Source organism: Pseudomonas protegens (assembly GCF_013407925.2).
GTDB classification, from domain to species: domain Bacteria; phylum Pseudomonadota; class Gammaproteobacteria; order Pseudomonadales; family Pseudomonadaceae; genus Aquipseudomonas; species Aquipseudomonas fluorescens_AP.
The window spans coordinates 5,024,578-5,046,753 of sequence record NZ_CP060201.1; the positions used below are offsets into that span (position 1 = coordinate 5,024,578).

Here is a 22,176-nt window from a genome sequence, read left to right on the forward strand (position 1 = left end):
TTGCTGGCAGTCAAATGGCGTGCTGCCTCCAGCTTTTTTCTTTTGGCATGTGTTTTCTTTTTCTGCGGGGGCGTCGCAGTTTCATAGACTCGGGCGCTGCTTAGGTTTGTGTCGCAAGCGCTTGTTCTTGCCACGATTTTTTAACGTTTAAAGCTGCCAAGGGGTGTATCATTGCGCCCGTCAGCCCCGCCGGGGCTTGTGGAATACCTCCATGGACTTACCCAGTAGTTATTCAGTATCCCGTTTTCACAATCATGAACTGACTGATTGATCCTTCCGGCGTGCTCCTCTGCTGGGAGTGGAGTTCGCCTATGACCGAAGTAGAAGTAAAGAAAACGCAGGAAAGCCTGCAAGACCGCCTCGCTCAAGTCGTTGAGCTGCTGCAGCGCCAGCGGGTGGTCGAAGACCTGACACATCGTCAGGAAGGTCACCACCACGATCGGGTCGAGAACCTGGTCCACCGGCAAAATCTCGTCGAGTTGCAGCGCAAGCTTGATGATCTGCACTCTGCCGACGTTGCCTACATCCTTGAAGCCTTACCGCTGGAAGAGCGCCTGACCGTCTGGCAATTGGTCAAGGCCGAGCGCGATGGCGACATTCTTCTTGAAGTATCCGATTCCGTTCGTGAAACCCTGATCGCCGACATGGATGATCACGAGCTCCTGGCCGCCGCCAAGGAGATGGACGCTGACGAACTCGCTGACCTGGCTCCCGAGCTGCCGCGAGACGTTGTCCATGAGCTGATGGAGACTCTCGATGGCCAGCAGCGTGAGCGTGTTCGCTCTGCGCTGTCCTATGACGAGGAGCAGGTCGGTGCGTTGATGGACTTCGAGATGGTGACGATCCGCGAGGATGTCAGTCTTGAGGTGGTGCTGCGTTACTTGCGTCGGCTCAAGGAGCTGCCAAGTCATACCGACAAGCTGTTCGTGGTGGATTATGACGGCGTGCTCAAGGGTGTGCTGCCGATCAAGCGGCTGTTGGTCAATGATCCGGATAAGCAAGTCTCGGAAGTGATGGCCAGCGATCCGGTGAGCTTTCATCCTGATGAGGATGCCTATGACGCGGCTCAGGCATTTGAGCGCTATGACCTGATTTCGGCTCCTGTGGTCGACAAGAATGACAAGTTGATCGGTCGCTTGACCATCGACGAAATGGTCGACCTGATTCGTGAGGAAAGTGAAACCGAAGTCCTCAATATGGCGGGTTTGCGCGAGGAGGAAGATATCTTCGCCTCGGTCTGGAAGTCCTTGCGCAACCGTTGGGCCTGGCTGGCCATCAATCTGATCACGGCGTTCGTCGCGTCGCGCGTGATTGGCCTGTTTGAAGGCTCCATCGAGAAATTGGTAGCCCTGGCGGCCTTGATGCCGATTGTTGCCGGTATTGGCGGCAACTCGGGTAATCAGACTATCACCATGATCGTTCGGGCCATGGCCTTGGATCAGGTGAGCACTGGTAATACTTCGCGCCTGATGCGTAAGGAGCTGGCAGTGGCCCTGATCAATGGCCTGGTCTGGGGAGGGGTGATCGGTGTTGTTGCCTACATGCTCTACGGGAGTTGGTCGTTGGGAGTGGTGATGACTGCCGCGATGACTCTGAACCTGTTATTGGCGGCCTTGATGGGGGTTTTGATTCCCATGACTCTGGCGCGTCTGGGGCGTGATCCGGCAATGGGTGCCAGCGTAATGATTACTGCCATGACCGACAGTGGCGGTTTCTTTATCTTCCTCGGCCTGGCGACGATCTTCCTGCTTTGACTCTTCCTTTATGCATAGGTAACCCGCGAAGCGCCTTTATGGCGCTTCGTTGTTTTTATTGCAGGCAAAAAAAAGCCAGCAACTAGGCTGGCTTGAGCATTCTGGGAATAGTCAGTTGGCGTCTGCGGCCATTTCAGCGTCGTGGGCTATCAGCGAAACCAAAGCGTTTTGCTGGCGATGTGAAAGTTGGCGGAAACGTTGAAGTAGTTCGCGCTCATGCAAGGACAGCTCTGGGCTGTCCAGGCGCATGCTTAACTCTTCACCCAAGGCGCCTTCCTGAATAAGACTCTGTTCCAGGCGCGCGATGATTTCGGAGTTCATGCTGCGGTGATGATTGCGAGCCACCTCGGCAATGCGTTCACGCATCCCGTCGGGTAGACGTACGACGAACTTGTCAGCCGTACGGCTGGAATAAATTGCCTGTTTCAATGGGCGCATATATTTAACCGGTTAGTTCAGGGGAGCGGTTCTCGGAATTGGCCGCGGGCTGTCTTTTAGGACAAGCCGTATTGCCAAATGTTCAACCTGAATTGTTAAGAGGCCCGCATCATGCCTCAAAATTGCCAGATCCTTGGCGTCAATTCTGTGACAAATATTGAACTGGATAAAGGCGTTATGCCAGCACCAATTATCAGAAATGCGGACTGGTTTGAAAAGATCGCCGACTCCGCATTGTGGGCCGCATTCTCCCATCCGAGGGGAGTGTCAGTGCACGGGCGAACGTGCATGCTATGCGGGTGAGAGCGTAATCCCTACCTGTTAGAGGGTAGTGGCAAATGGCCGATTTACTAGTTGGGCTATCCAGGGTGGCGACCAGTGCCGGGTAGAGTGATTTATCTGATGGGCCCCTCAGGGGCTGGCAAAGATAGTTTGATTGACGCGGCCAGGCAGCCTATCAGCACATTGGGGTGTGAGGTGGCAAAAAGAGTCATTACCCGCTCGGCTGAGTCTGTGGGCGAGGAAGCGCTCGAAGTTACGGTCGAGGAATTTGAGCGGCGTGTGGCGTTGGGTGAGTTTGCTTTGTTCTGGCGTGCCAATGGTCTGGGTTATGGCATTCCCAGGCAGATTGATACTTGGTTGGCACAGGGGCAAAATGTTCTGGTCAATGGTTCCCGAGGGTATTTGCGTCAGGCGCGAAAACGCTATCCCGATCTGATTCCTATAGTTCTGACGGTCGATAACGAAGTGCTGCGCCGGCGTTTGCTGCGTCGTGCCAGGGAAAGTCTGCCGGAGATTGAGCGTCGTCTGCAGCGCAACCAGCAGTTTGTCAGTGCTACCTGGCTGGGTGAAGAGCGTGTCATACGCTTGGATAATTCGGGTGAGCTTGAGGCCACTCTGGTGCGTCTGTTGGACATACTCCGTGAGCAGGTTGTCAACGCAGTACCGGGTCAAACTTGATCTTGCGCCCGACCAGAAGTGCCAGCAGGAACAGGCCGAACATCGAGCCGCAGATGATCAGCGCAGCATTTCCTATCGGGTCGTCAGGTAGTAGCAAGACGGAAATGCCGCTGAGTAGCGTTAGACAGAGCAGGCTTTTGGCTGCATTGGACATGATGGCTTCTGGAGCGTGTTCTTAAATGGCCCAGCGTACATTTTGAGTGGTTCTGGGTTGCTGCTGATGCTGTCTATTGGTGGGCGGCTCGCATCTAAAAGGCGGGCTGGGTGTTCATTATCGCCAGATGCGGTTTAAGACCGTTTTGGTAATCAAGGGCGGCAGGTCTGGCGTTGTCTGCGGGTTGAAAGTGAAAAGTCGCAAGCACGATGATGGCGATCACATTTAATAGAAGTGGAGCGCTGTGTATGGGCGTTATCTCCGTAGTCCTCGTCCGCTTGCTCAAGCAGCTCGCGTGCCAGGAGTCTATCTTGAAAAAAGTCCCTTAAAAATAAAGGCTTGTCTTGATGGTGAGAGGGCGATTCATTGCATATTGCAAGGATGGCTTTTGGTGGTGATGCAATTTGCACGCGGGGATCCTCAGCTAACAAATCGCTTCTGGCAGTTCGTACAAAAAGCCCAATGGATGACATGACAAACGCGGCCTTGGCCGTTAACATGCTCGCCGCTCGTTGCGCCTGACGGCCTCGGGCACTCGCTGTTTTGTCTCAGTAGCTCAATTGGATAGAGCATCCCCCTCCTAAGGGGAAGGTTGGCAGTTCGAACCTGCCCTGGGACACCATATTCTCCGAGACTCCCTCCCTCTGCCTATCTATAGCTGCCGCCTTTATTAAGGTTGGTCGCCGCTTCTCGTTGTAGCCAGCCTCCTGATTATCTTCTCCAGGCCTGATGTCTGCGGCACGTATGTTGCCCGATGTTATGGTTTGGGCGTCATTATCGGGTTGCTGCTTTGAGCGGGCTACCTGCGTAATAGCCTGGTTTCATTTCTTGAGCGCTGCGAGGGGCGTGGAATTAAGGCCGCTTTTTTCCCCTTATTAACGATTCGATCGTCTCGGTCGAAAGCGGTTGAAAAGAGGTGTTGACAGCAGCGTGTAACGCTGTAGAATTCGCCTCCCGCTAACGAGAGATCGGAAGCGCAAGTGGTTGAAGTTGTTGAGAAAATCTTCGAAAACTTCTTAAAAAATCGCTTGACAGTAAATGAGGCTGCTGTAGAATGCGCGCCTCGGTTGAGACGAAAGATCTTAACCAACCGCTCTTTAACAACTGAATCAAGCAATTCGTGTGGGTGCTTGTGGAGTCAGACTGATAGTCAAAAAGATTATCAGCATCGCAAGTTACTCCGCGAGAAATCAAAGATGTAACCAACGATTGCTGAGCCAAGTTTAGGGTTTTCTCAAAACCCAAAGATGTTTGAACTGAAGAGTTTGATCATGGCTCAGATTGAACGCTGGCGGCAGGCCTAACACATGCAAGTCGAGCGGCAGCACGGGTACTTGTACCTGGTGGCGAGCGGCGGACGGGTGAGTAATGCCTAGGAATCTGCCTGGTAGTGGGGGATAACGTCCGGAAACGGGCGCTAATACCGCATACGTCCTACGGGAGAAAGTGGGGGATCTTCGGACCTCACGCTATCAGATGAGCCTAGGTCGGATTAGCTAGTTGGTGAGGTAATGGCTCACCAAGGCGACGATCCGTAACTGGTCTGAGAGGATGATCAGTCACACTGGAACTGAGACACGGTCCAGACTCCTACGGGAGGCAGCAGTGGGGAATATTGGACAATGGGCGAAAGCCTGATCCAGCCATGCCGCGTGTGTGAAGAAGGTCTTCGGATTGTAAAGCACTTTAAGTTGGGAGGAAGGGCAGTTACCTAATACGTGATTGTTTTGACGTTACCGACAGAATAAGCACCGGCTAACTCTGTGCCAGCAGCCGCGGTAATACAGAGGGTGCAAGCGTTAATCGGAATTACTGGGCGTAAAGCGCGCGTAGGTGGTTTGTTAAGTTGGATGTGAAAGCCCCGGGCTCAACCTGGGAACTGCATCCAAAACTGGCAAGCTAGAGTATGGTAGAGGGTGGTGGAATTTCCTGTGTAGCGGTGAAATGCGTAGATATAGGAAGGAACACCAGTGGCGAAGGCGACCACCTGGACTGATACTGACACTGAGGTGCGAAAGCGTGGGGAGCAAACAGGATTAGATACCCTGGTAGTCCACGCCGTAAACGATGTCAACTAGCCGTTGGGAGCCTTGAGCTCTTAGTGGCGCAGCTAACGCATTAAGTTGACCGCCTGGGGAGTACGGCCGCAAGGTTAAAACTCAAATGAATTGACGGGGGCCCGCACAAGCGGTGGAGCATGTGGTTTAATTCGAAGCAACGCGAAGAACCTTACCAGGCCTTGACATCCAATGAACTTTCCAGAGATGGATTGGTGCCTTCGGGAACATTGAGACAGGTGCTGCATGGCTGTCGTCAGCTCGTGTCGTGAGATGTTGGGTTAAGTCCCGTAACGAGCGCAACCCTTGTCCTTAGTTACCAGCACGTTATGGTGGGCACTCTAAGGAGACTGCCGGTGACAAACCGGAGGAAGGTGGGGATGACGTCAAGTCATCATGGCCCTTACGGCCTGGGCTACACACGTGCTACAATGGTCGGTACAAAGGGTTGCCAAGCCGCGAGGTGGAGCTAATCCCATAAAACCGATCGTAGTCCGGATCGCAGTCTGCAACTCGACTGCGTGAAGTCGGAATCGCTAGTAATCGCGAATCAGAATGTCGCGGTGAATACGTTCCCGGGCCTTGTACACACCGCCCGTCACACCATGGGAGTGGGTTGCACCAGAAGTAGCTAGTCTAACCTTCGGGGGGACGGTTACCACGGTGTGATTCATGACTGGGGTGAAGTCGTAACAAGGTAGCCGTAGGGGAACCTGCGGCTGGATCACCTCCTTAATCGACGACATCAGCTGCTTCATAAGCTCCCACACGAATTGCTTGATTCATTGAAGAAGACGATAGAAGCAGCTTTAAGCTCCAAGCTGATAGCTCCAAGCTAACAGTTACAAGCTCGAAATTGGGTCTGTAGCTCAGTTGGTTAGAGCGCACCCCTGATAAGGGTGAGGTCGGCAGTTCGAATCTGCCCAGACCCACCAATTTTGTTATGGGGCCATAGCTCAGCTGGGAGAGCGCCTGCCTTGCACGCAGGAGGTCAGCGGTTCGATCCCGCTTGGCTCCACCATAAACTGCTTCTGAAAGCTTAGAAATGAGCATTCACATTGAATGTTGATTTCTAGTCTTTTGATTAGATCGTTCTTTAAAAATTTGGGTATGTGATAGAAAGATAGACTGAACGTTACTTTCACTGGTAACGGATCAGGCTAAGGTAAAATTTGTGAGTACTCTTAAGAGTTTTGCGAATTTTCGGCGAATGTCGTCTTCATAGTATAACCAGATTGCTTGGGGTTATATGGTCAAGTGAAGAAGCGCATACGGTGGATGCCTTGGCAGTCAGAGGCGATGAAAGACGTGGTAGCCTGCGATAAGCTTCGGGGAGTCGGCAAACAGACTTTGATCCGGAGATCTCTGAATGGGGGAACCCAGCCATCATAAGATGGTTATCTTGTACTGAATACATAGGTGCAAGAGGCGAACCAGGGGAACTGAAACATCTAAGTACCCTGAGGAAAAGAAATCAACCGAGATTCCCTTAGTAGTGGCGAGCGAACGGGGACTAGCCCTTAAGTGGCTTTGAGATTAGCGGAACGCTCTGGAAAGTGCGGCCATAGTGGGTGATAGCCCTGTACGCGAAAATCTCTTAGTCATGAAATCGAGTAGGACGGGGCACGAGAAACCTTGTCTGAATATGGGGGGACCATCCTCCAAGGCTAAATACTACTGACTGACCGATAGTGAACTAGTACCGTGAGGGAAAGGCGAAAAGAACCCCGGAGAGGGGAGTGAAATAGATCCTGAAACCGTATGCGTACAAGCAGTGGGAGCAGACTTTGTTCTGTGACTGCGTACCTTTTGTATAATGGGTCAGCGACTTATTTTCAGTGGCGAGCTTAACCGAATAGGGGAGGCGTAGCGAAAGCGAGTCTTAATAGGGCGTCTAGTCGCTGGGAATAGACCCGAAACCGGGCGATCTATCCATGGGCAGGTTGAAGGTTAGGTAACACTGACTGGAGGACCGAACCGACTACCGTTGAAAAGTTAGCGGATGACCTGTGGATCGGAGTGAAAGGCTAATCAAGCTCGGAGATAGCTGGTTCTCCTCGAAAGCTATTTAGGTAGCGCCTCATGTATCACTGTAGGGGGTAGAGCACTGTTTCGGCTAGGGGGTCATCCCGACTTACCAAACCGATGCAAACTCCGAATACCTACAAGTGCCGAGCATGGGAGACACACGGCGGGTGCTAACGTCCGTCGTGAAAAGGGAAACAACCCAGACCGTCAGCTAAGGTCCCAAAGTTATGGTTAAGTGGGAAACGATGTGGGAAGGCTTAGACAGCTAGGAGGTTGGCTTAGAAGCAGCCACCCTTTAAAGAAAGCGTAATAGCTCACTAGTCGAGTCGGCCTGCGCGGAAGATGTAACGGGGCTCAAACCATACACCGAAGCTACGGGTATCACGTAAGTGATGCGGTAGAGGAGCGTTCTGTAAGCCTGTGAAGGTGAGTTGAGAAGCTTGCTGGAGGTATCAGAAGTGCGAATGCTGACATGAGTAACGACAATGGGTGTGAAAAACACCCACGCCGAAAGACCAAGGTTTCCTGCGCAACGTTAATCGACGCAGGGTTAGTCGGTCCCTAAGGCGAGGCTGAAAAGCGTAGTCGATGGAAAACAGGTTAATATTCCTGTACTTCTAGTTATTGCGATGGAGGGACGGAGAAGGCTAGGCCAGCTTGGCGTTGGTTGTCCAAGTTTAAGGTGGTAGGCTGGAATCTTAGGTAAATCCGGGGTTCTAAGGCCGAGAGCTGATGACGAGTTACCTTTTAGGTGACGAAGTGGTTGATGCCATGCTTCCAAGAAAAGCTTCTAAGCTTCAGATAACTAGGAACCGTACCCCAAACCGACACAGGTGGTTGGGTAGAGAATACCAAGGCGCTTGAGAGAACTCGGGTGAAGGAACTAGGCAAAATGGCACCGTAACTTCGGGAGAAGGTGCGCCGGTGAGGGTGAAGGACTTGCTCCGTAAGCTCATGCCGGTCGAAGATACCAGGCCGCTGCGACTGTTTATTAAAAACACAGCACTCTGCAAACACGAAAGTGGACGTATAGGGTGTGACGCCTGCCCGGTGCCGGAAGGTTAATTGATGGGGTTAGCTAACGCGAAGCTCTTGATCGAAGCCCCGGTAAACGGCGGCCGTAACTATAACGGTCCTAAGGTAGCGAAATTCCTTGTCGGGTAAGTTCCGACCTGCACGAATGGCGTAACGATGGCGGCGCTGTCTCCACCCGAGACTCAGTGAAATTGAAATCGCTGTGAAGATGCAGTGTATCCGCGGCTAGACGGAAAGACCCCGTGAACCTTTACTATAGCTTTGCACTGGACTTTGAATTTGCTTGTGTAGGATAGGTGGGAGGCTTTGAAGCGTGAACGCCAGTTTGCGTGGAGCCATCCTTGAAATACCACCCTGGCAACTTTGAGGTTCTAACTCAGGTCCGTTATCCGGATCGAGGACAGTGTATGGTGGGTAGTTTGACTGGGGCGGTCTCCTCCTAAAGAGTAACGGAGGAGTACGAAGGTGCGCTCAGACCGGTCGGAAATCGGTCGTAGAGTATAAAGGCAAAAGCGCGCTTGACTGCGAGACAGACACGTCGAGCAGGTACGAAAGTAGGTCTTAGTGATCCGGTGGTTCTGTATGGAAGGGCCATCGCTCAACGGATAAAAGGTACTCCGGGGATAACAGGCTGATACCGCCCAAGAGTTCATATCGACGGCGGTGTTTGGCACCTCGATGTCGGCTCATCACATCCTGGGGCTGAAGCCGGTCCCAAGGGTATGGCTGTTCGCCATTTAAAGTGGTACGCGAGCTGGGTTTAGAACGTCGTGAGACAGTTCGGTCCCTATCTGCCGTGGACGTTTGAGATTTGAGAGGGGCTGCTCCTAGTACGAGAGGACCGGAGTGGACGAACCTCTGGTGTTCCGGTTGTCACGCCAGTGGCATTGCCGGGTAGCTATGTTCGGAAAAGATAACCGCTGAAAGCATCTAAGCGGGAAACTTGCCTCAAGATGAGATCTCACTGGAACCTTGAGTTCCCTAAAGGGCCGTCGAAGACTACGACGTTGATAGGTTGGGTGTGTAAGCGCTGTGAGGCGTTGAGCTAACCAATACTAATTGCCCGTGAGGCTTGACCATATAACACCCAAGCAATTTGCGAACTCGAAAGAGACCAGATTGCGGTGTGTGAAGACGAAACGAACCGAAAGTTTGCATGGCTCACAAAACACTAAAATCTATTACATACCCATTCGCTGGCACGTTGCACATGCAACGGACTGGCTACCGAATTTCTTGACGACCATAGAGCGTTGGAACCACCTGATCCCATCCCGAACTCAGAAGTGAAACGATGCATCGCCGATGGTAGTGTGGGGTTTCCCCATGTGAGAGTAGGTCATCGTCAAGATTAAATTCCGAAACCCCAATTGCGAAAGCAGTTGGGGTTTTGTTTTTCCGTCGCAGAAAAGCTGCGCTGCTGGTTCAGGCGACGGCCACAAGACTGCGGCCTACCCCTACTGGGGGCGAGTTCTGCCGTCACTGAGGTACATGGTGATGCAGGAAGGGGCGCGGTCGACTGAGTGCACCAGAGTCGCTTTTCTCGCTCGCATCGAGCAGGTGGCCGATCAGACGATTGCCACCCAGCACGCACTCATGGAGTCACCCACGATTGTTCAGGTCGCGGTGAGCGGTGTTGTTGCTGATACTCGACGGGGAAGATGGAGGCGGCCTATGTGATGCTGGCCCCGGAACCACCCTGGCGGCTGGTGCGCTGAGCGGTTGTTTTCGCCAGCACATCGCCAACTACAAGGTTCCGAGCAGCGTGGAGTTCGCCCTGACGCCCCCTAGGATACTCAACAGACCTGCCATGCCATTCAATGACGCGTGGGCAGGGCCTCTGCCCACTTGAGTGATTTCAATCCGCCACTGGCGAAAACGCCGGCAACCCCGGCCAGGCGACCCCGACCCAGGCGCCGCTACCCGGCGTCAGCAGTCGGCCAAGGCTTGCTTCGTTGAACGCCTGCCCCAGTGAGTCGGCCCTGAATGCTGCTACCCACTGGCTGCGTCCGAGCATGAAGGCTTGGCCGAAGTCCTCCCAGTCGTTGAAGCAGTCCTGGGCTCGCTGGGCGTTGAGGAGCAGGATCCGCCAACCGCTCTCGGTTTCGATCCAGCCCATCAGCATTGCGCAGCGGACGAAGAAGGCGCTGCGCACGCAAGCAAAGGCCATGGCTGCTCGCGGATCGTCGCTGGCGTTCAGGCCGTGCAGGTCAACCCGAAACCACTGGCGTTCCAGAGTGTTGTTCAAGTGCTCACGGACTTCGTCATCTGTGGCATTGCTGCGAAAGCCGATCTGATGCAGCAGTGGCGCCCTGAGCGTGCTTTTCGCTTGATCCATGAAGTGGGTGGTCTCGGGGTCGAAGAAGCCCGTCATCCCCGTTGCGTCGACCATGGGTTGCGCCAGCGTCAATGCCCAGCGTTTACGCGGAGTGAACACCACCAGGGAGGTAGGCGATTGGTTTCGGTAGTAGCGCCAGACCAGCCAGGCGCCGAAGGCTACTGCTATGACTGTCATCATTTGCGGTTCACCGATTCCTGGCCTGCCAGGCCGCTATTTCCTCCGCCTGGAGCGGGGACATATCTGTCCATGTCACGCCTTCGGTCCGGTATGGCGGGGCGTCGACGTGGGGTTGTGGCCAGGGGCTCTTCTTGTAGATATGCCGGGTGGCGTACTTGACCGACGGCGTCTGGGGCGCCACCTCCAGCAGCAGGTCCGACTGACGGGCCGCCACCAGCCATTCGACCATGGCCGACGGAGCATCCAGCCGGTAGAAGAGTTGCGGGTAACGCGCCACCAGGCGCGTCTGGGTCTGGGCGTCGCTGACTTCCTCAATGCGCAGCCAGCCGGCTTCGGTGCGCACGATGCCGATGGCAATACAGTCGGCCGGGGTCTGCAGGTCGGTGTCCAGTGTGTTGAGGAACCGCAGCAGGTCCTGAAAGTAGCGTTCGATGGGGGGACGGTTCTGCTTGCCTTTGACTTGCTCGACGGTCAATGCGCCATCTTCCTGAACGATCAGGCTGACAGTGATGTGGGGCTGGCCTTGGGCATCACGCAGGCTGAACACGCGCATGCTCTGTTGTTCCACGGCTTCGGCGTAACGCTCGCCGTAGCCGCCGGTCAAGGCTCGGCGGTTGGCAAACTGTCCCAGGCAGTGACGCATCACATAGCTTTCGAAGGCCATCTCCGCCCGCAGCAACGGGCTTTGCGGGCGCAGCTCGACCCAGTTGTGATCGGCGCAGGCCAGGGTCAGGTCCAGGGCGTCGGCCGAGCTTTGACGCCAGCCCTGTTCGACCCGGGCGGCCATCTGCGCATGCTCTTTTTCCCACAGTGCCAGGGCCTGGGGGCAGGTGATGCGATCGAGTTTGCCTTCCAGTGCCGTGCCTCTGCGCGACGTCAGGAACTCCACGAGCACAGCCTCCTGGTGCAGCAGCTGTGGTTCCAGTGGATCGATCCATACCAAGGGCGCCACTGCATTTGGGCTTTCTTCGCTCAGCGCTTTGGCCGCGGCCTTGAAGTGCCCGGCTACCCAGGCGGGCAAGGTATCGCTGCCCAGGGCGCCAGCGGCTTGCTCCAGGCTGAAAATGCGCCGTGCCGGCTCAAAGTTGCCGACCAGATGCCGGTAGAAGTGATTGAGCAACCAGCTCTGCACCGGTCCTTCATCGCCCCGGCCCTGACTGCGCTGGGCGATGCCGGCCTTGAGCTGGTCGGCATTGAGCAGATTGCGCGGGGCATAGCTGGAGGTGCGTGGGTCAGTGCCTATTTCCATATCTGCCACCAGCTTTTCTTGCCGACGGCTTGCGCCGGAGCCTGGAGCTGCGCCAGGAGCTGCTCGGTGCGGGCCCGGCACTTGATGTCGTAGTCGTCTTCGTCATTGCACAGGGCCAGGGTGCGCGTGCAGTAGTCGATGGCTTCGGCGGTGCGTCCCCGGGCGTGGTGGAAGTCCACCGAGGAGGACATCACCGAGACTTCGTTCATGGCCAGCACCAGTGGCTCATAGCGCTGCCAGAGGCTGTCGGCATTATCCGGGTGGGCATGGGCCAGGTAGCGCGCCACCTTGACGCGGGCAAACAGGGCCGAGCTGTCCAGTTGCTGGTCGCTGACGCCTTGTTCTTCCTGCCATGTGAGCAGGCGTTCGAGCCAGATGAGGATTTCGCTGTCGCGATCCAGCGAGTACAGGGCGTAGGCCACCGAGGCGATGTAGTCGTTTGGATCGTGGCGGCTGTAGCCGAACTGCGCCGAGTAGTGCCACAGCTGTTCTGCGGCTTCGACGATGCCGGGCTTGTCGTCCATGCGAATGCGCGCGCTGAGCAGGCCGTTGTAGTGCTCGGCGAACGAGCTGGCGGCGAGGCCCCGCAGGTGCAGGTCAATCGCCTCCTCGTAGCGGTTCTGTTCGTTGTAGTAGCGATAGTTGATCGCCAGGTTGTTGCAGAGCATGGAGTACAGGTGGGCACAGGCATCGAACGGATGACCGCTGCCGCTGGCAAAGTAGCGCTCCATATGGGCCTGGCCCTGCTCGTAGGCATCTCTCTGTGCTTCGCGCAGCAACCAGTAGGCCTGGTCGCGGGCTTCTTTGGGCAGTTTGTCGGCCTCGGCTTCCACCAGGTCGTCGATGAACGCCGCGTAGTTGTAGCCATACATGCCACTGGCGAGGATCGGCTTAGGCTGCTTCAGGGCCTCGATCACACCCAGGCTCTTGACCTGCGCCGCAAACAGCGAAAAGGCGCTGCGGTTGTCCTGCATCCGGCCGGCCTGGATGGCCGCCTGCAGTTGGCTGACTTCGCTGGCGGCGTCGATCAGGCCGCGTTCAGCATCATGCACCGCGGCCAGACGGCGGATCCACGGGTGCTCGGGGGCGCGGCGCAGGGCTTCGGCCCGTGCTGCGGCAAACAGTGCTTCCAGCGGCTGCGGATCATCCATGGCTGCCTGCAGTGCCGCGAGCAGCGGGGAGGCGTCGGCCTCGCCGGCATCCAGCTCTGGCAGTGCCGAGAGAAAGCTCTGCAGGACCTCTTCATTGATGCAGGCGCGCATCACGCAAATGGGCCACCAGGGGTTGTGATCCTCGGGATCCTGCAAGCGGTTGAGGATCAGGCGCGCGGTAGCCGGCCACATTTCGGTTTGGCGCTCGTAGACATCGATGAAGGCGCGATGCCCGGCTTCCTCGATGCGTCCGGCCTCCATCAGCCAGGGCAGTTCGTATTCGATGAAGTTGCTACCGCCGTCAGAGTCCAGGCTCAGGGCGGCGGCGTTACAGATCTTCAAGGCTCCGGCCAGGTCACCCTGGGCGTGCAGCGCGCGTGCGGCCAGGCGTGCGGTGCGCACCTCCCATTCGCGACGCCTTGGCAGGGAGAGGTGGGCGGTCAGCTGGGCAATGGGTTGCTCGAACAGTGCCAGGCGCAACGGGATGATCTCGATCAGCGCATTGCCCAGCCACAGCCAGTCGCCTTCGTCGACGTCCTGATCAGGTCCGGCGCTGCGCAGCGCATTGATCGCTTCCAGGGCGGCGCTGCGGGCTTCTTCGTCACGCTGGTGATAGGCCAGGACGCGGGCGCGGCGCTGAAACTGATCGGCGGCATCCCAGGCGCGCAGTGCCACACGAGCAGGGTTGCCCAGGGTCAGGGCGTAGCGCACTTCGATGGTTTTCAAGGCGATTTCGAGGTTGCCGCCCTCCAGTTCGTCGAAGATCCGAAAGCGACGGTAATGCTCGACATTGAAGTCCAGGGTTTGCGTGGCCATCTGCTTGAGCTGTTCGAGGACCTCAAGCAGGGTTGCTTCGTCGTCCAGATAACTGGCGACCCGCAGGCGCAGGATGGCCAGGTTCATCAGCAGCTCGGCGCGGGCCGGTTCGGGCGAGGCTTGCAGCAGGGCGTTGCCGTCGTTCTCGATCACCGCCCGGGCCGCCGCTGAGTCGCCGGCCTGCATCCACAGGGTGTGCAGGCGGTCGATGGACGCCAGAGAATCGGCCCGCAGAGCCTGTGCCTGCAGTTGGGCCAACAGGGTATCGCTGTCCTGTTCCTGCTGTTGCGCCTCAAGGCGGTCCATGAACTGTTCCAGTTCGATGCCGGTTATCACGCTGCTGTCATGCGCCATCTTTAACTCCATTTGATAATGACCTGCGCATCCCGTGATGCACTGCCTGGGGGCCGGCATTGCCTCGTCTTGGGTACTGTCTTGGGGTGTCATGCCGATCCTTCGACACCCGGGTAGCCTGCCGTTAGTGCCTGCTACTGATAGACCCTCTGCCTCTGGCCGACCCTGTGGGCAGCGTCGGTATTCCAGGCCAAAAACGATCGAGGCTTCAAGGCGCTGCACGCTATCAGGTGGTGTTTCGGAATCCAAGGTTTGCCCATGCAGCCACGCTGTTTTTCTGCGCGGAGCAGTCTAGGCTGGCAGCTGTTAAATCCTCTCGGGCCTCTATAAGGGATTGGCAAGTCCGGCCGATAACTTCAGTGGACAATTGTGTTCCCAAGCGGCGACCTGCATCACAGGTCGACTTGAAAGTGCTTGATAGCCTGTGGCCAGCAGCTATTATCTGCGCGCCAAAAACAGGCTGCGAAGCCGGGCGGGTCGTGCTGTCCCTGGATTGATCTTCTTACTTGCCTGGAATCTTCGATGCTGGCGTACCACCAAAAGAGCTTTTTGATCGTCGATGATTTCTCGGACTTCCGCAGTTCGGTGCGTTCGATGTTGCGTGAGCTGGGCGTCAAGGACGTGGACACCGCCGACACCGGCGAACAGGCCCTGCGCATGTGCGCGCAGAAGCGCTACGACTTCATTCTTCAGGATTACCACCTGGGCGACGGCAAGAAAAACGGCCAGCAGGTGCTGGAAGACTTGATGCTGGAAAAGCTCATCAGTCACGAGAGCGTATTTCTCATGGTGACTGCCGAGAGCAGTCAGGCGATGGTGCTCAGTGCCCTGGAGCACGAACCTGACGCCTACCTGACCAAACCGTTCAACCGTTCCGGCCTGGCCCAGCGCCTGGAGCGTCTGCAACAGCGCAAGACCCTGCTCAAACCCATTCTCCAGGCCCTTGACCGCGGCAAGCCGGTGGAGGTGCTCAACGCCTGCATCGCCCTGTGCAAGCAAGACCCGCGTTACGCGCCACTGTGCCTGCGCTACCGGGCCGATGCCCTGCGCGACATGCATCAGAACGAAGCCCTGGAGCGTCTGTACAACAGCATCCTGGCCGATCGGCCGCTGCCTTGGGCCTATGTCGGCCTGGGCCGCTTGCTGTTCAAGCGTGGGCAGATAGGTGAAGCCAAGGCGGTGTACGAAAAAGCCCTGAAGGCATTCCCGATGATGCCGGGGCTGTACGACGGATTGGCCGATGTGCTGGTGGCCGAAGGTGATACCAAGCGCGCCCAGAGCGTGCTTGAAGAGGCCGTGCGCCTGTCGCCGCTGGCGGTGCGCCGTCAGGCGTTGCTGGGCAAGCTGGCCATGGCCAACGAAGATTTTGACAGTGCTTCCAGGGCCTATCGCCAGGCTGTCTCCCAAGGCGCGCAATCGCGCTTCAAGGACCCGGAAAGCAACCTTGGCCTGGCCCATGCGCTGATCAGCAAGGGCAGCGAAAAGGGCCTGGATACCCGCACCCGCCTGGAGATCAATCAGACCCTGAGTGCGGTGGCCAAGGAAAATCCCACCGACCCGGGTCTGCAGATTCGTGCACGTCTGATGAAAGCCACCAGTCTGCTGCTCAATGACGCGGAAACCGCGGAGAAGCTCACCGAGCAGGCGCTGATGCGTCTGGACGGCATGGAGCAGTTCATGAGTCCGGAAGCGGCATTGCTGGTGGCCAAGCAGTTGCAGATGCTCGGGCAGGCCAGTGCCGGCGCGACGATGTTGAAGAACTGTGCGGAGATCTACGGCGACGATCCGAAGGTCATGCAGAACATCGCCAAGCTCACCGACGATCCGACTATTCTCAGTTCGTCCAATGCGGCGGCCGACATCAACCGCCAGGGCGTGCGCAGTTACAAGGCCGGCAATCTGAGCGAGGCTCGCGAGTTGTTCCGCAAGGCCCTGGCCATGCAGCCCAAGAACATCAGTATTGCCCTGAACATGGCGCAGTCGCTGTTGCACGGCACAGACCCGAATACAGACGCGGCACTCCTGGAAGAATGCCAGGCGTGCCTGAAAATGGTCGGCATGATGCCCGATACCGATGCGCGTTATCCGCGCTACCAGAAGCTGCGAAGCAAGGCGTTTGGCGAATGAACGAAGAGCAACAGGCGCTGGATTTTTCCACGGTGATCGCCTCCACCGTACACGACATGAAAAACTCCCTGGCCATGCTGATGCAGGCCCACGACCAGTGGCAGGCTCGACTGTCCGAGGCGCAGCCGGCGCCCGAGCAGGGCGTGATCGACTACCACTTCGCCCACCTCAACGGCATGCTGGTGCAGCTCCTGGGGCTGTACAAGCTGGGTGTCAATCAATTGCCGTTGCAACCGGCCTACCATGAGCTGGACGACTTCATCGAGGCGCAGTTGGTGAGTCACCAGGAGGTGTTCAAGAGCCGCGGCATCTCGGCCACTTATGAGGTCGATCCCTTGAGCCCCCTGGGCTTTTTCGATCGAGAATTGATCGCTTCGGTGCTGGCCAATTGCATCAACAATGCGTTGCGTTATGCCCGTCAAGCGCTGTTGATCACGGTCAGCGACGAAGAGGGGCAGGTGGTGCTGTCCATCAACGATGACGGCGATGGCTACCCGCCGGCGCTGATCGAGCGCCAGGACGATTATGTGCAGGGCATCAACCAGAGCAGCGGCAGTACCGGGCTGGGGCTGTATTTTGCCGGGCGCATCGCCCAGCTGCACCAGCGCAACGGTGTCTGCGGACACACCCGGATCAGCAACGGAGGCCCGTTGGGCGGCGGGCTGTTCAAGCTTTATCTGCCTTGAGTGTCTTGTCCGTCGGGGCAGAAGACGTTCTGAAAGGCATGAACTCGGGAGGTAGCGCTTGCAGGGGGCTGCTTTCTTTGTTCTATGGGTTCGTGCCGAACCTGACTTTATCGGTTGTTCGCCGGGGGCTGGTTCCCTCCCGGGATTTTATTCTTGCCTGCTTGAAATCCTGAACGGGTGATGCGTATTTTGTACGGGTCGCCGTTCGCGGCTCGTATAACAACAAGGATTGAGTCATGACAACCGATGGCCACAGTTCACTCGCCGAGCGATTGACGGGCATTGATGAGATTGAATGCGTCACTGCGGATCTCAATGGCGTGCCGCGGGGCAAGGTGATGACCGCCGAGGGCTTCCTCGAAGGGCGGCGCTTGCAGATGGCTCGGGGGGTGCTGCTGCAATGCATCATGGGCGGGTATCCGCCGGCGCGTTTTTACGGCAGCGACGACGGCGACCTGGCGCTCAATGCCGATCCTCGGCAGATTCATCGCCTGCCCTGGAGCCAGACGCCGCGCGCACTGGCCATCTGTGATGCGGACGAGCTCAGTGGCGAAAGCTCGCGTCTGTCCACCCGGGGCCAGCTCAAGCAAGTGATCTCGCGTTATGCGGCCCTGGGCCTGGCGCCTGTGGTGGCCACTGAGCTTGAGTTCTTTGTGTTTGCGGCCAATGACGATCCCTCCCAGGCCTTCCGGCCGCCGGTTGGCCTGGATGGTCGACGGGAAGAGGGGTATTCGGCATTCAGTGTCAGCTCCAACAACGGCTTGCGGCCATTCTTCAAGGAAGTCTACGAATGCATGGCGGCCCTGGGCCTGCCCCGCGATACGTTCATGCATGAGATGGGTGTGAGTCAGTTCGAGATCAATCTTCTGCATGGCGACCCGTTGCTGCTGGCGGATCAGACGTTCCTGTTCAAGCACCTGCTCAAGGAAGTGGCGCTCAAGCATGGGTTGATCGTGGTCTGCATGGCCAAGCCGCTGGCTCGCACTCCCGGCAGCTCCATGCACATCCACCAGAGTCTGGTGGAGATTGGCAGTGGGCGTAATGTCTTCAGTGACGAGGCTGGGCAACCGACGGCGATGTTCCGTCATTTCATCGGCGGCTTGCAGGCCGGCCTGGCGGACTTCACCGCGTTGTTCGCGCCTAACGTGAACTCCTATCAGCGCCTGTGCCATCCTTACGCTTCGCCGAACAATGCCTGCTGGTCCCATGACAATCGGGCTGCGGGGTTGCGCATTCCGGCCAGCTCACCGGTGGCGCGGCGGGTGGAAAACCGCCTGCCGGGCGCGGATGCCAACCCGTATCTGGCGATTGCCGCGAGCCTTGCAGCGGGCTTGCATGGGATCGAGAACGAGCTGGAGCCCACCGCGGCGATCCAGGGTGAGTTCGAAGTGCCGGACAATTTGTCCCTGCCTTGTACCTTGCATGCGGCGCTGGAGCGTCTGAAACGTAGTCAGTTGGCCAGGGAACTGTTCGGCACCGAGTTCATCGAAGGCTACATCGCTTCGAAGACCATGGAGTTGACCAGCTTCTTTGATGAAATCACTCCCTGGGAGCGGCGTGTGTTAGCGGCCCAGGCGTAACCTCACCCGTCGCTGGACGGGCCCCGATCTGTCTGGGGCCCGTCACCTCATTCAAGGAGCCGCTCGGAACGCCGATGCGCCAAATCTGGAAATCCTTTCGAGCGCTTTATTTCGCCTCGCTGATGATGTTGATCGGTTCGGGCCTGCTCAGCACTTATCTGGCCCTGCGCCTGGCTGCCGACCATGTCGATGGCCTGTGGGTGGGGGCCCTGATGGCGGCTAACTATTTCGGTCTGGTATTGGGGGGCAAGCTGGGGCATCGGCTGATTGCCCGGGTCGGGCACATTCGTGCTTACGCCACCTGTGCCGGGATCGTCGGTGCGGCCGTGCTTGGGCACGGTCTGGTGGATTGGCTGCCTGCCTGGCTGGTGCTGCGGATGATCGTCGGCCTGGGGATGATGTGCCAGTACATGGTCATCGAAAGCTGGCTCAATGAGCAGGCCGACGCCAATCAGCGAGGACTTGTGTTCAGCGGCTACATGATCGCTTCTTACCTGGGGCTGGTGCTGGGGCAGTTGATACTGGTCATGCACCCGGCGCTGGGACCGGAGCTGTTGATGCTGGTGGCCCTGTGCTTTGCCCTGTGTCTGGTGCCGGTGGCCATGACCCGGCGTATTCACCCGGCGCCTCTGCATCCGGCGCCGATGGAGCCGCGCTTCTTTATCAAGCGGGTGCCGCAGTCCTTGAGTACCGTGTTGGGCTCGGGCCTGATCGTCGGCTCGTTCTACGGTCTTGCGCCGCTCTACGCCTCGCAGCAGGGGCTGAGCACCGAGCAGGTGGGCCTGTTCATGGGCAGCTGTATCTTTGCCGGGCTGGTGGTGCAATGGCCGCTGGGCTGGTTGTCCGATCGTTATGATCGGGCGCTGTTGATTCGTTGCTTTGCCTTGTTCCTGGCGGTGGTGGCCTTGCCCTTGGCGGTCCTGCCAGCAGTGCCTCTGGAGCTGCTGTTCGTTCTCGGATTCCTCTGTTCGCTGGTGCAGTTCTGCCTCTATCCGCTGGCGGTGGCTTTTTCCAATGACCATGTGGAAAGCGATCGACGGGTGTCGCTGACGGCGATGCTGTTGGTCACCTATGGCGTTGGGGCGAGCGTCGGCCCGTTGGTGGCGGGGGTGCTGATGAAGTTGTTCGGCAGCCAGATGCTCTATGCCTTCTTCAGTTTCTTTGCCTTGGTGCTGGTCTGGCGGATTCGGCCGAAGGCGGTGACCAATCTGCATCAGGTGGACGATGCACCGCTGCATCACGTGGCGATGCCGGACAGTATGTCCAGTTCGCCACTGGTTGCTGCTCTCGATCCGCGGGTAGACGAGCAGGTGGTCCAGGACCAGATGCAGACCGCTCCCGCGCCGGACGCTGCGCCGGCTGCGGAGCCCGATACGCCGCAAGCTTCGGATGAGGTGCCGCCCGAGGAGTGTGCTCGGGATCACCTGAGCGGGGCCAGGCCCTAGAAACGCAAAACGGGCAGTTGCCGCAAGGCACTGCCCGTTTTCATGGGTGTCTGTTGAATCAGAGGTCGTCTTTGTCGAAGCGCCGTGCTTCGCGCTGCAGCTGATAGACGAAGCGCTCTACCTGGCGCTGGACCAGGCCGCTCATGTTATGAAAGCGCACGCCGGCAAAGGTGGTGTCGATGCGTTCTTCGTGATGCAGGTAACGCAGTTCGACCGGGGCGGTCATGTTGCCGAAGGGCAGGGCAGCAATGAAGCGTTCGTACACCTGACCCAGTTGCAGGCGCGAGGAAATATCACCATCGAAGCGCAGTTTGCAGCCGGTGGCGGAGATATCCAGCAGCTTGCCGGTCAGCGGGGATTTGAGTTTTTCGCCGCTCAGTTCGATATCCACCAACTGCGCCAGTTTCAGTGCGGCACGGAAAGCGTTGCGGCGCTGGTGGTAAACCACTTCGTCCGGCAGCGTGGTGCGGTAGCAGCGGCCGCCATTGGAATCGTCTAGGGTCGGAGTGCCATTGCTGTCCCAGGCGATGCGCACGCCTTCATGAAAGCCTTCAACACGAAATGGCTCGCCTGCCAGCAGGAAGCGCTCACCGTCGCGGGGAATCATTTCATCGAGAGCAATCATGTTGCTGTCGCGGTCCACTTCCACCAGATAGCTCTGGAAACGCTGGCTGCGCTCATGGAAAGTGATGATCAGCGGGTCGTGGCTCTCTTGCAGCAACCGCAAGTTGGAGGAAATTTCCAACGCAGTGGTGAACACCTTGGGTGGCTGCGGAGCATCTTCCGCGTTTGAGGCGTTGAACACGGTTCATCAATCTCCAGACAAAATACAACTACACGCAGGAGCTGGCATTCTGCCAGCATGTTTCACGGCTTGGTAGCACGCGCTCATTTTTGGAGTTTAAGCCTGACTGAGTGGGCGGGGCTTCGCAAGCATAGAGGTAGAGCCGCGGGCGTCATAAAGGGCTGGGGGTTCGCCGCCGTTGAGGATTTTCAACTGGTTGGCAGTGGTGGCCTGCTGAATCTGGATCGAGCGGCCATTGAGTTCATTGGTGGCCTGGCAGTCGGCGAGCAGTTGGGTCAGCAGGCTGCCCTGTTCAAGCAACTGATCGCCCACACTCGAGTGACTGGCCAGTTGTTCGAGGCCGGCACGATTGGTTGGCAGGTTCAGGCTGGCGAGGATCTCTGTACGTTTGCGGCCATGCTGTTCCAGCAAAATGACCAGGGCCTGCTTCTGCGCCAGAATATCCTCCAGCAGCGGCATATCACGGCCGTGCAGGGCTACGGATTCGGCTCTGAGCAGTTCCAGCAGTTGTTGCGCTGGAGCAAGGTCATCGTTGATCAGTTGCAGTAGATTGGTGTCGTGCATGGCTGGCCTTGGGGATTAAGCGTCCAAAAGCCTGGCGCAAGCCTGGGGCTAGCGCTGGGCTTCGAAGTTGAGCAGTTTGCTGGCTACACGGTTGCTGTCGACCTTGTAGCTGCCATCGGCAATGGCTTGCTTCAACTCGGCCACCCGGGCCTTGTCGACAGCAGGCTGATCGCGCAGCTTGTCGGTGATTTTCTGCAACTGTTGAGCCTCATTGCTGAGGTGTACCGATTCCCCGCTTTTGCTGGTCTCGGCTGCAGTTGCCGGCGGCGCGGACGTGCCGGCATCGCCGGTTTCCTTGCTGGTGCCGGTACGCGTACTGCCTGTCAGTAAAGGGGAGCTGTTTAAACGGCTGAAGTCGATGACCATGATGAAGAAAACCTCTGGGTATTTGGACGCTTGCCATGTTTTCGGCCATACCCTGAAAAACTTTAGGCTCGATTGTCGATAAGCCAACG

15 protein-coding genes, 3 tRNA genes and 3 rRNA genes are annotated in these 22,176 nt (G+C 57.5%); 12 read left to right on the plus strand and 9 right to left on the minus strand.

The features are described from left to right. Positions 1–311: 311 nt before the first annotated feature. Entirely contained in the window at positions 312–1,754 is a 1,443-nt protein-coding gene (mgtE, locus tag GGI48_RS23430; RefSeq protein ID WP_016968183.1) for a magnesium transporter, read from the plus strand. Between the two features lie 111 nt (positions 1,755–1,865). On the opposite strand, the gene GGI48_RS23435 is transcribed toward mgtE, so the two are convergent. After that, on the minus strand, positions 1,866–2,192 hold the full coding sequence (locus GGI48_RS23435; RefSeq protein ID WP_016968184.1) for an Arc family DNA-binding protein: 327 nt from the start codon (positions 2,190–2,192) through the stop codon (positions 1,866–1,868). 378 nt (positions 2,193–2,570) lie between these two features. On the opposite strand from GGI48_RS23435, the gene phnN reads away from it, so the two are divergent. Beyond that, positions 2,571–3,152, plus strand: a complete 582-nt coding sequence (phnN, locus tag GGI48_RS23440) for a phosphonate metabolism protein/1,5-bisphosphokinase (PRPP-forming) PhnN (protein ID WP_179600251.1) — start codon at positions 2,571–2,573, stop codon at positions 3,150–3,152. Here phnN and GGI48_RS23445 read toward each other — a convergent pair. Together GGI48_RS23445 and GGI48_RS23450 are read right to left on the minus strand one after the other, a co-directional pair. Continuing rightward, entirely contained in the window at positions 3,127–3,306 is a 180-nt protein-coding gene (locus tag GGI48_RS23445) for a PA3371 family protein (RefSeq protein ID WP_179600253.1), read from the minus strand. The two genes, phnN and GGI48_RS23445, sit on opposite strands and share 26 nt — an antisense overlap. A gap of 152 nt (positions 3,307–3,458) precedes the next feature. Then, the gene (locus GGI48_RS23450; RefSeq protein WP_179600255.1) at positions 3,459–3,806 is read right to left on the minus strand and encodes a hypothetical protein; all 348 of its coding nucleotides are present in this window, start codon (positions 3,804–3,806) and stop codon (positions 3,459–3,461) included. A 45-nt stretch (positions 3,807–3,851) separates the two neighbouring features. Between GGI48_RS23450 and GGI48_RS23455 the strand changes: the two genes are divergently transcribed. From GGI48_RS23455 to rrf, 6 genes are all read left to right on the plus strand, one after another. Further along, positions 3,852–3,928: transfer RNA gene (locus tag GGI48_RS23455), tRNA-Arg, on the plus strand. A gap of 631 nt (positions 3,929–4,559) precedes the next feature. After that, a 16S ribosomal RNA gene (locus tag GGI48_RS23460) occupies positions 4,560–6,098 on the plus strand. A 123-nt stretch (positions 6,099–6,221) separates the two neighbouring features. Further along, positions 6,222–6,298 (plus strand) — tRNA-Ile (locus tag GGI48_RS23465). Positions 6,299–6,308: 10 nt separating this feature from the next. Next, positions 6,309–6,384, plus strand: a tRNA-Ala gene (locus GGI48_RS23470). A 230-nt stretch (positions 6,385–6,614) separates the two neighbouring features. Continuing rightward, positions 6,615–9,506: ribosomal RNA gene (locus GGI48_RS23475) — 23S ribosomal RNA — on the plus strand. Between the two features lie 155 nt (positions 9,507–9,661). Beyond that, a 5S ribosomal RNA gene (rrf, locus tag GGI48_RS23480) occupies positions 9,662–9,777 on the plus strand. Together the 16S, 23S and 5S rRNA genes with 2 tRNA genes alongside form the textbook arrangement of a ribosomal RNA operon. 507 nt (positions 9,778–10,284) lie before the next feature. Here the strand turns inward: rrf and GGI48_RS23485 are convergent. Genes GGI48_RS23485 through GGI48_RS23495 form a run of 3 tightly spaced genes read right to left on the minus strand, consistent with a single transcriptional unit; the run spans position 10,285 to position 14,514 of the window. Then, the gene (locus tag GGI48_RS23485; RefSeq protein ID WP_179600257.1) at positions 10,285–10,944 is read right to left on the minus strand and encodes a DUF1266 domain-containing protein; all 660 of its coding nucleotides are present in this window, start codon (positions 10,942–10,944) and stop codon (positions 10,285–10,287) included. Between the two features lie 7 nt (positions 10,945–10,951). After that, the gene (locus GGI48_RS23490; RefSeq protein ID WP_179600259.1) at positions 10,952–12,193 is read right to left on the minus strand and encodes a hypothetical protein; all 1,242 of its coding nucleotides are present in this window, start codon (positions 12,191–12,193) and stop codon (positions 10,952–10,954) included. Next, positions 12,184–14,514, minus strand: coding sequence for a hypothetical protein (locus tag GGI48_RS23495; protein WP_179600261.1), 2,331 nt, complete (start codon positions 14,512–14,514; stop codon positions 12,184–12,186). Before GGI48_RS23495 ends, GGI48_RS23490 begins: the two co-directional genes overlap by 10 nt. Before the next feature lie 522 nt (positions 14,515–15,036). Here GGI48_RS23495 and GGI48_RS23500 point away from each other — a divergent pair. The 4 genes from GGI48_RS23500 to GGI48_RS23515 all read left to right on the plus strand — a co-directional run bounded on the left by GGI48_RS23500 (position 15,037) and on the right by GGI48_RS23515 (position 20,352). Next, entirely contained in the window at positions 15,037–16,641 is a 1,605-nt protein-coding gene (locus tag GGI48_RS23500; protein WP_016967551.1) for a tetratricopeptide repeat-containing response regulator, read from the plus strand. Next, on the plus strand, positions 16,638–17,327 hold the full coding sequence (locus tag GGI48_RS23505) for a sensor histidine kinase (RefSeq protein WP_016967553.1): 690 nt from the start codon (positions 16,638–16,640) through the stop codon (positions 17,325–17,327). The genes GGI48_RS23500 and GGI48_RS23505 overlap by 4 nt, the downstream gene beginning before the upstream one ends. Before the next feature lie 338 nt (positions 17,328–17,665). Further along, entirely contained in the window at positions 17,666–18,907 is a 1,242-nt protein-coding gene (locus GGI48_RS23510) for a glutamine synthetase family protein (RefSeq protein WP_177435190.1), read from the plus strand. A 74-nt stretch (positions 18,908–18,981) separates the two neighbouring features. After that, on the plus strand, positions 18,982–20,352 hold the full coding sequence (locus tag GGI48_RS23515; protein ID WP_016967555.1) for an MFS transporter: 1,371 nt from the start codon (positions 18,982–18,984) through the stop codon (positions 20,350–20,352). 58 nt (positions 20,353–20,410) lie between these two features. Here GGI48_RS23515 and GGI48_RS23520 read toward each other — a convergent pair whose 3' ends face one another. From GGI48_RS23520 to flgM, 3 genes are all read right to left on the minus strand, one after another. Further along, a complete protein-coding gene (locus GGI48_RS23520) occupies positions 20,411–21,157 on the minus strand; it encodes a flagellar brake protein (protein ID WP_016967556.1) in 747 nt (248 codons plus the stop codon). A gap of 96 nt (positions 21,158–21,253) precedes the next feature. Continuing rightward, complete coding sequence (locus GGI48_RS23525; RefSeq protein ID WP_016967557.1) at positions 21,254–21,721, minus strand: flagella synthesis protein FlgN; 468 nt, start codon at positions 21,719–21,721, stop codon at positions 21,254–21,256. Between the two features lie 48 nt (positions 21,722–21,769). Further along, positions 21,770–22,087, minus strand: coding sequence for a flagellar biosynthesis anti-sigma factor FlgM (flgM, locus tag GGI48_RS23530; RefSeq protein WP_179602099.1), 318 nt, complete (start codon positions 22,085–22,087; stop codon positions 21,770–21,772). Positions 22,088–22,176: the final 89 nt, after the last annotated feature.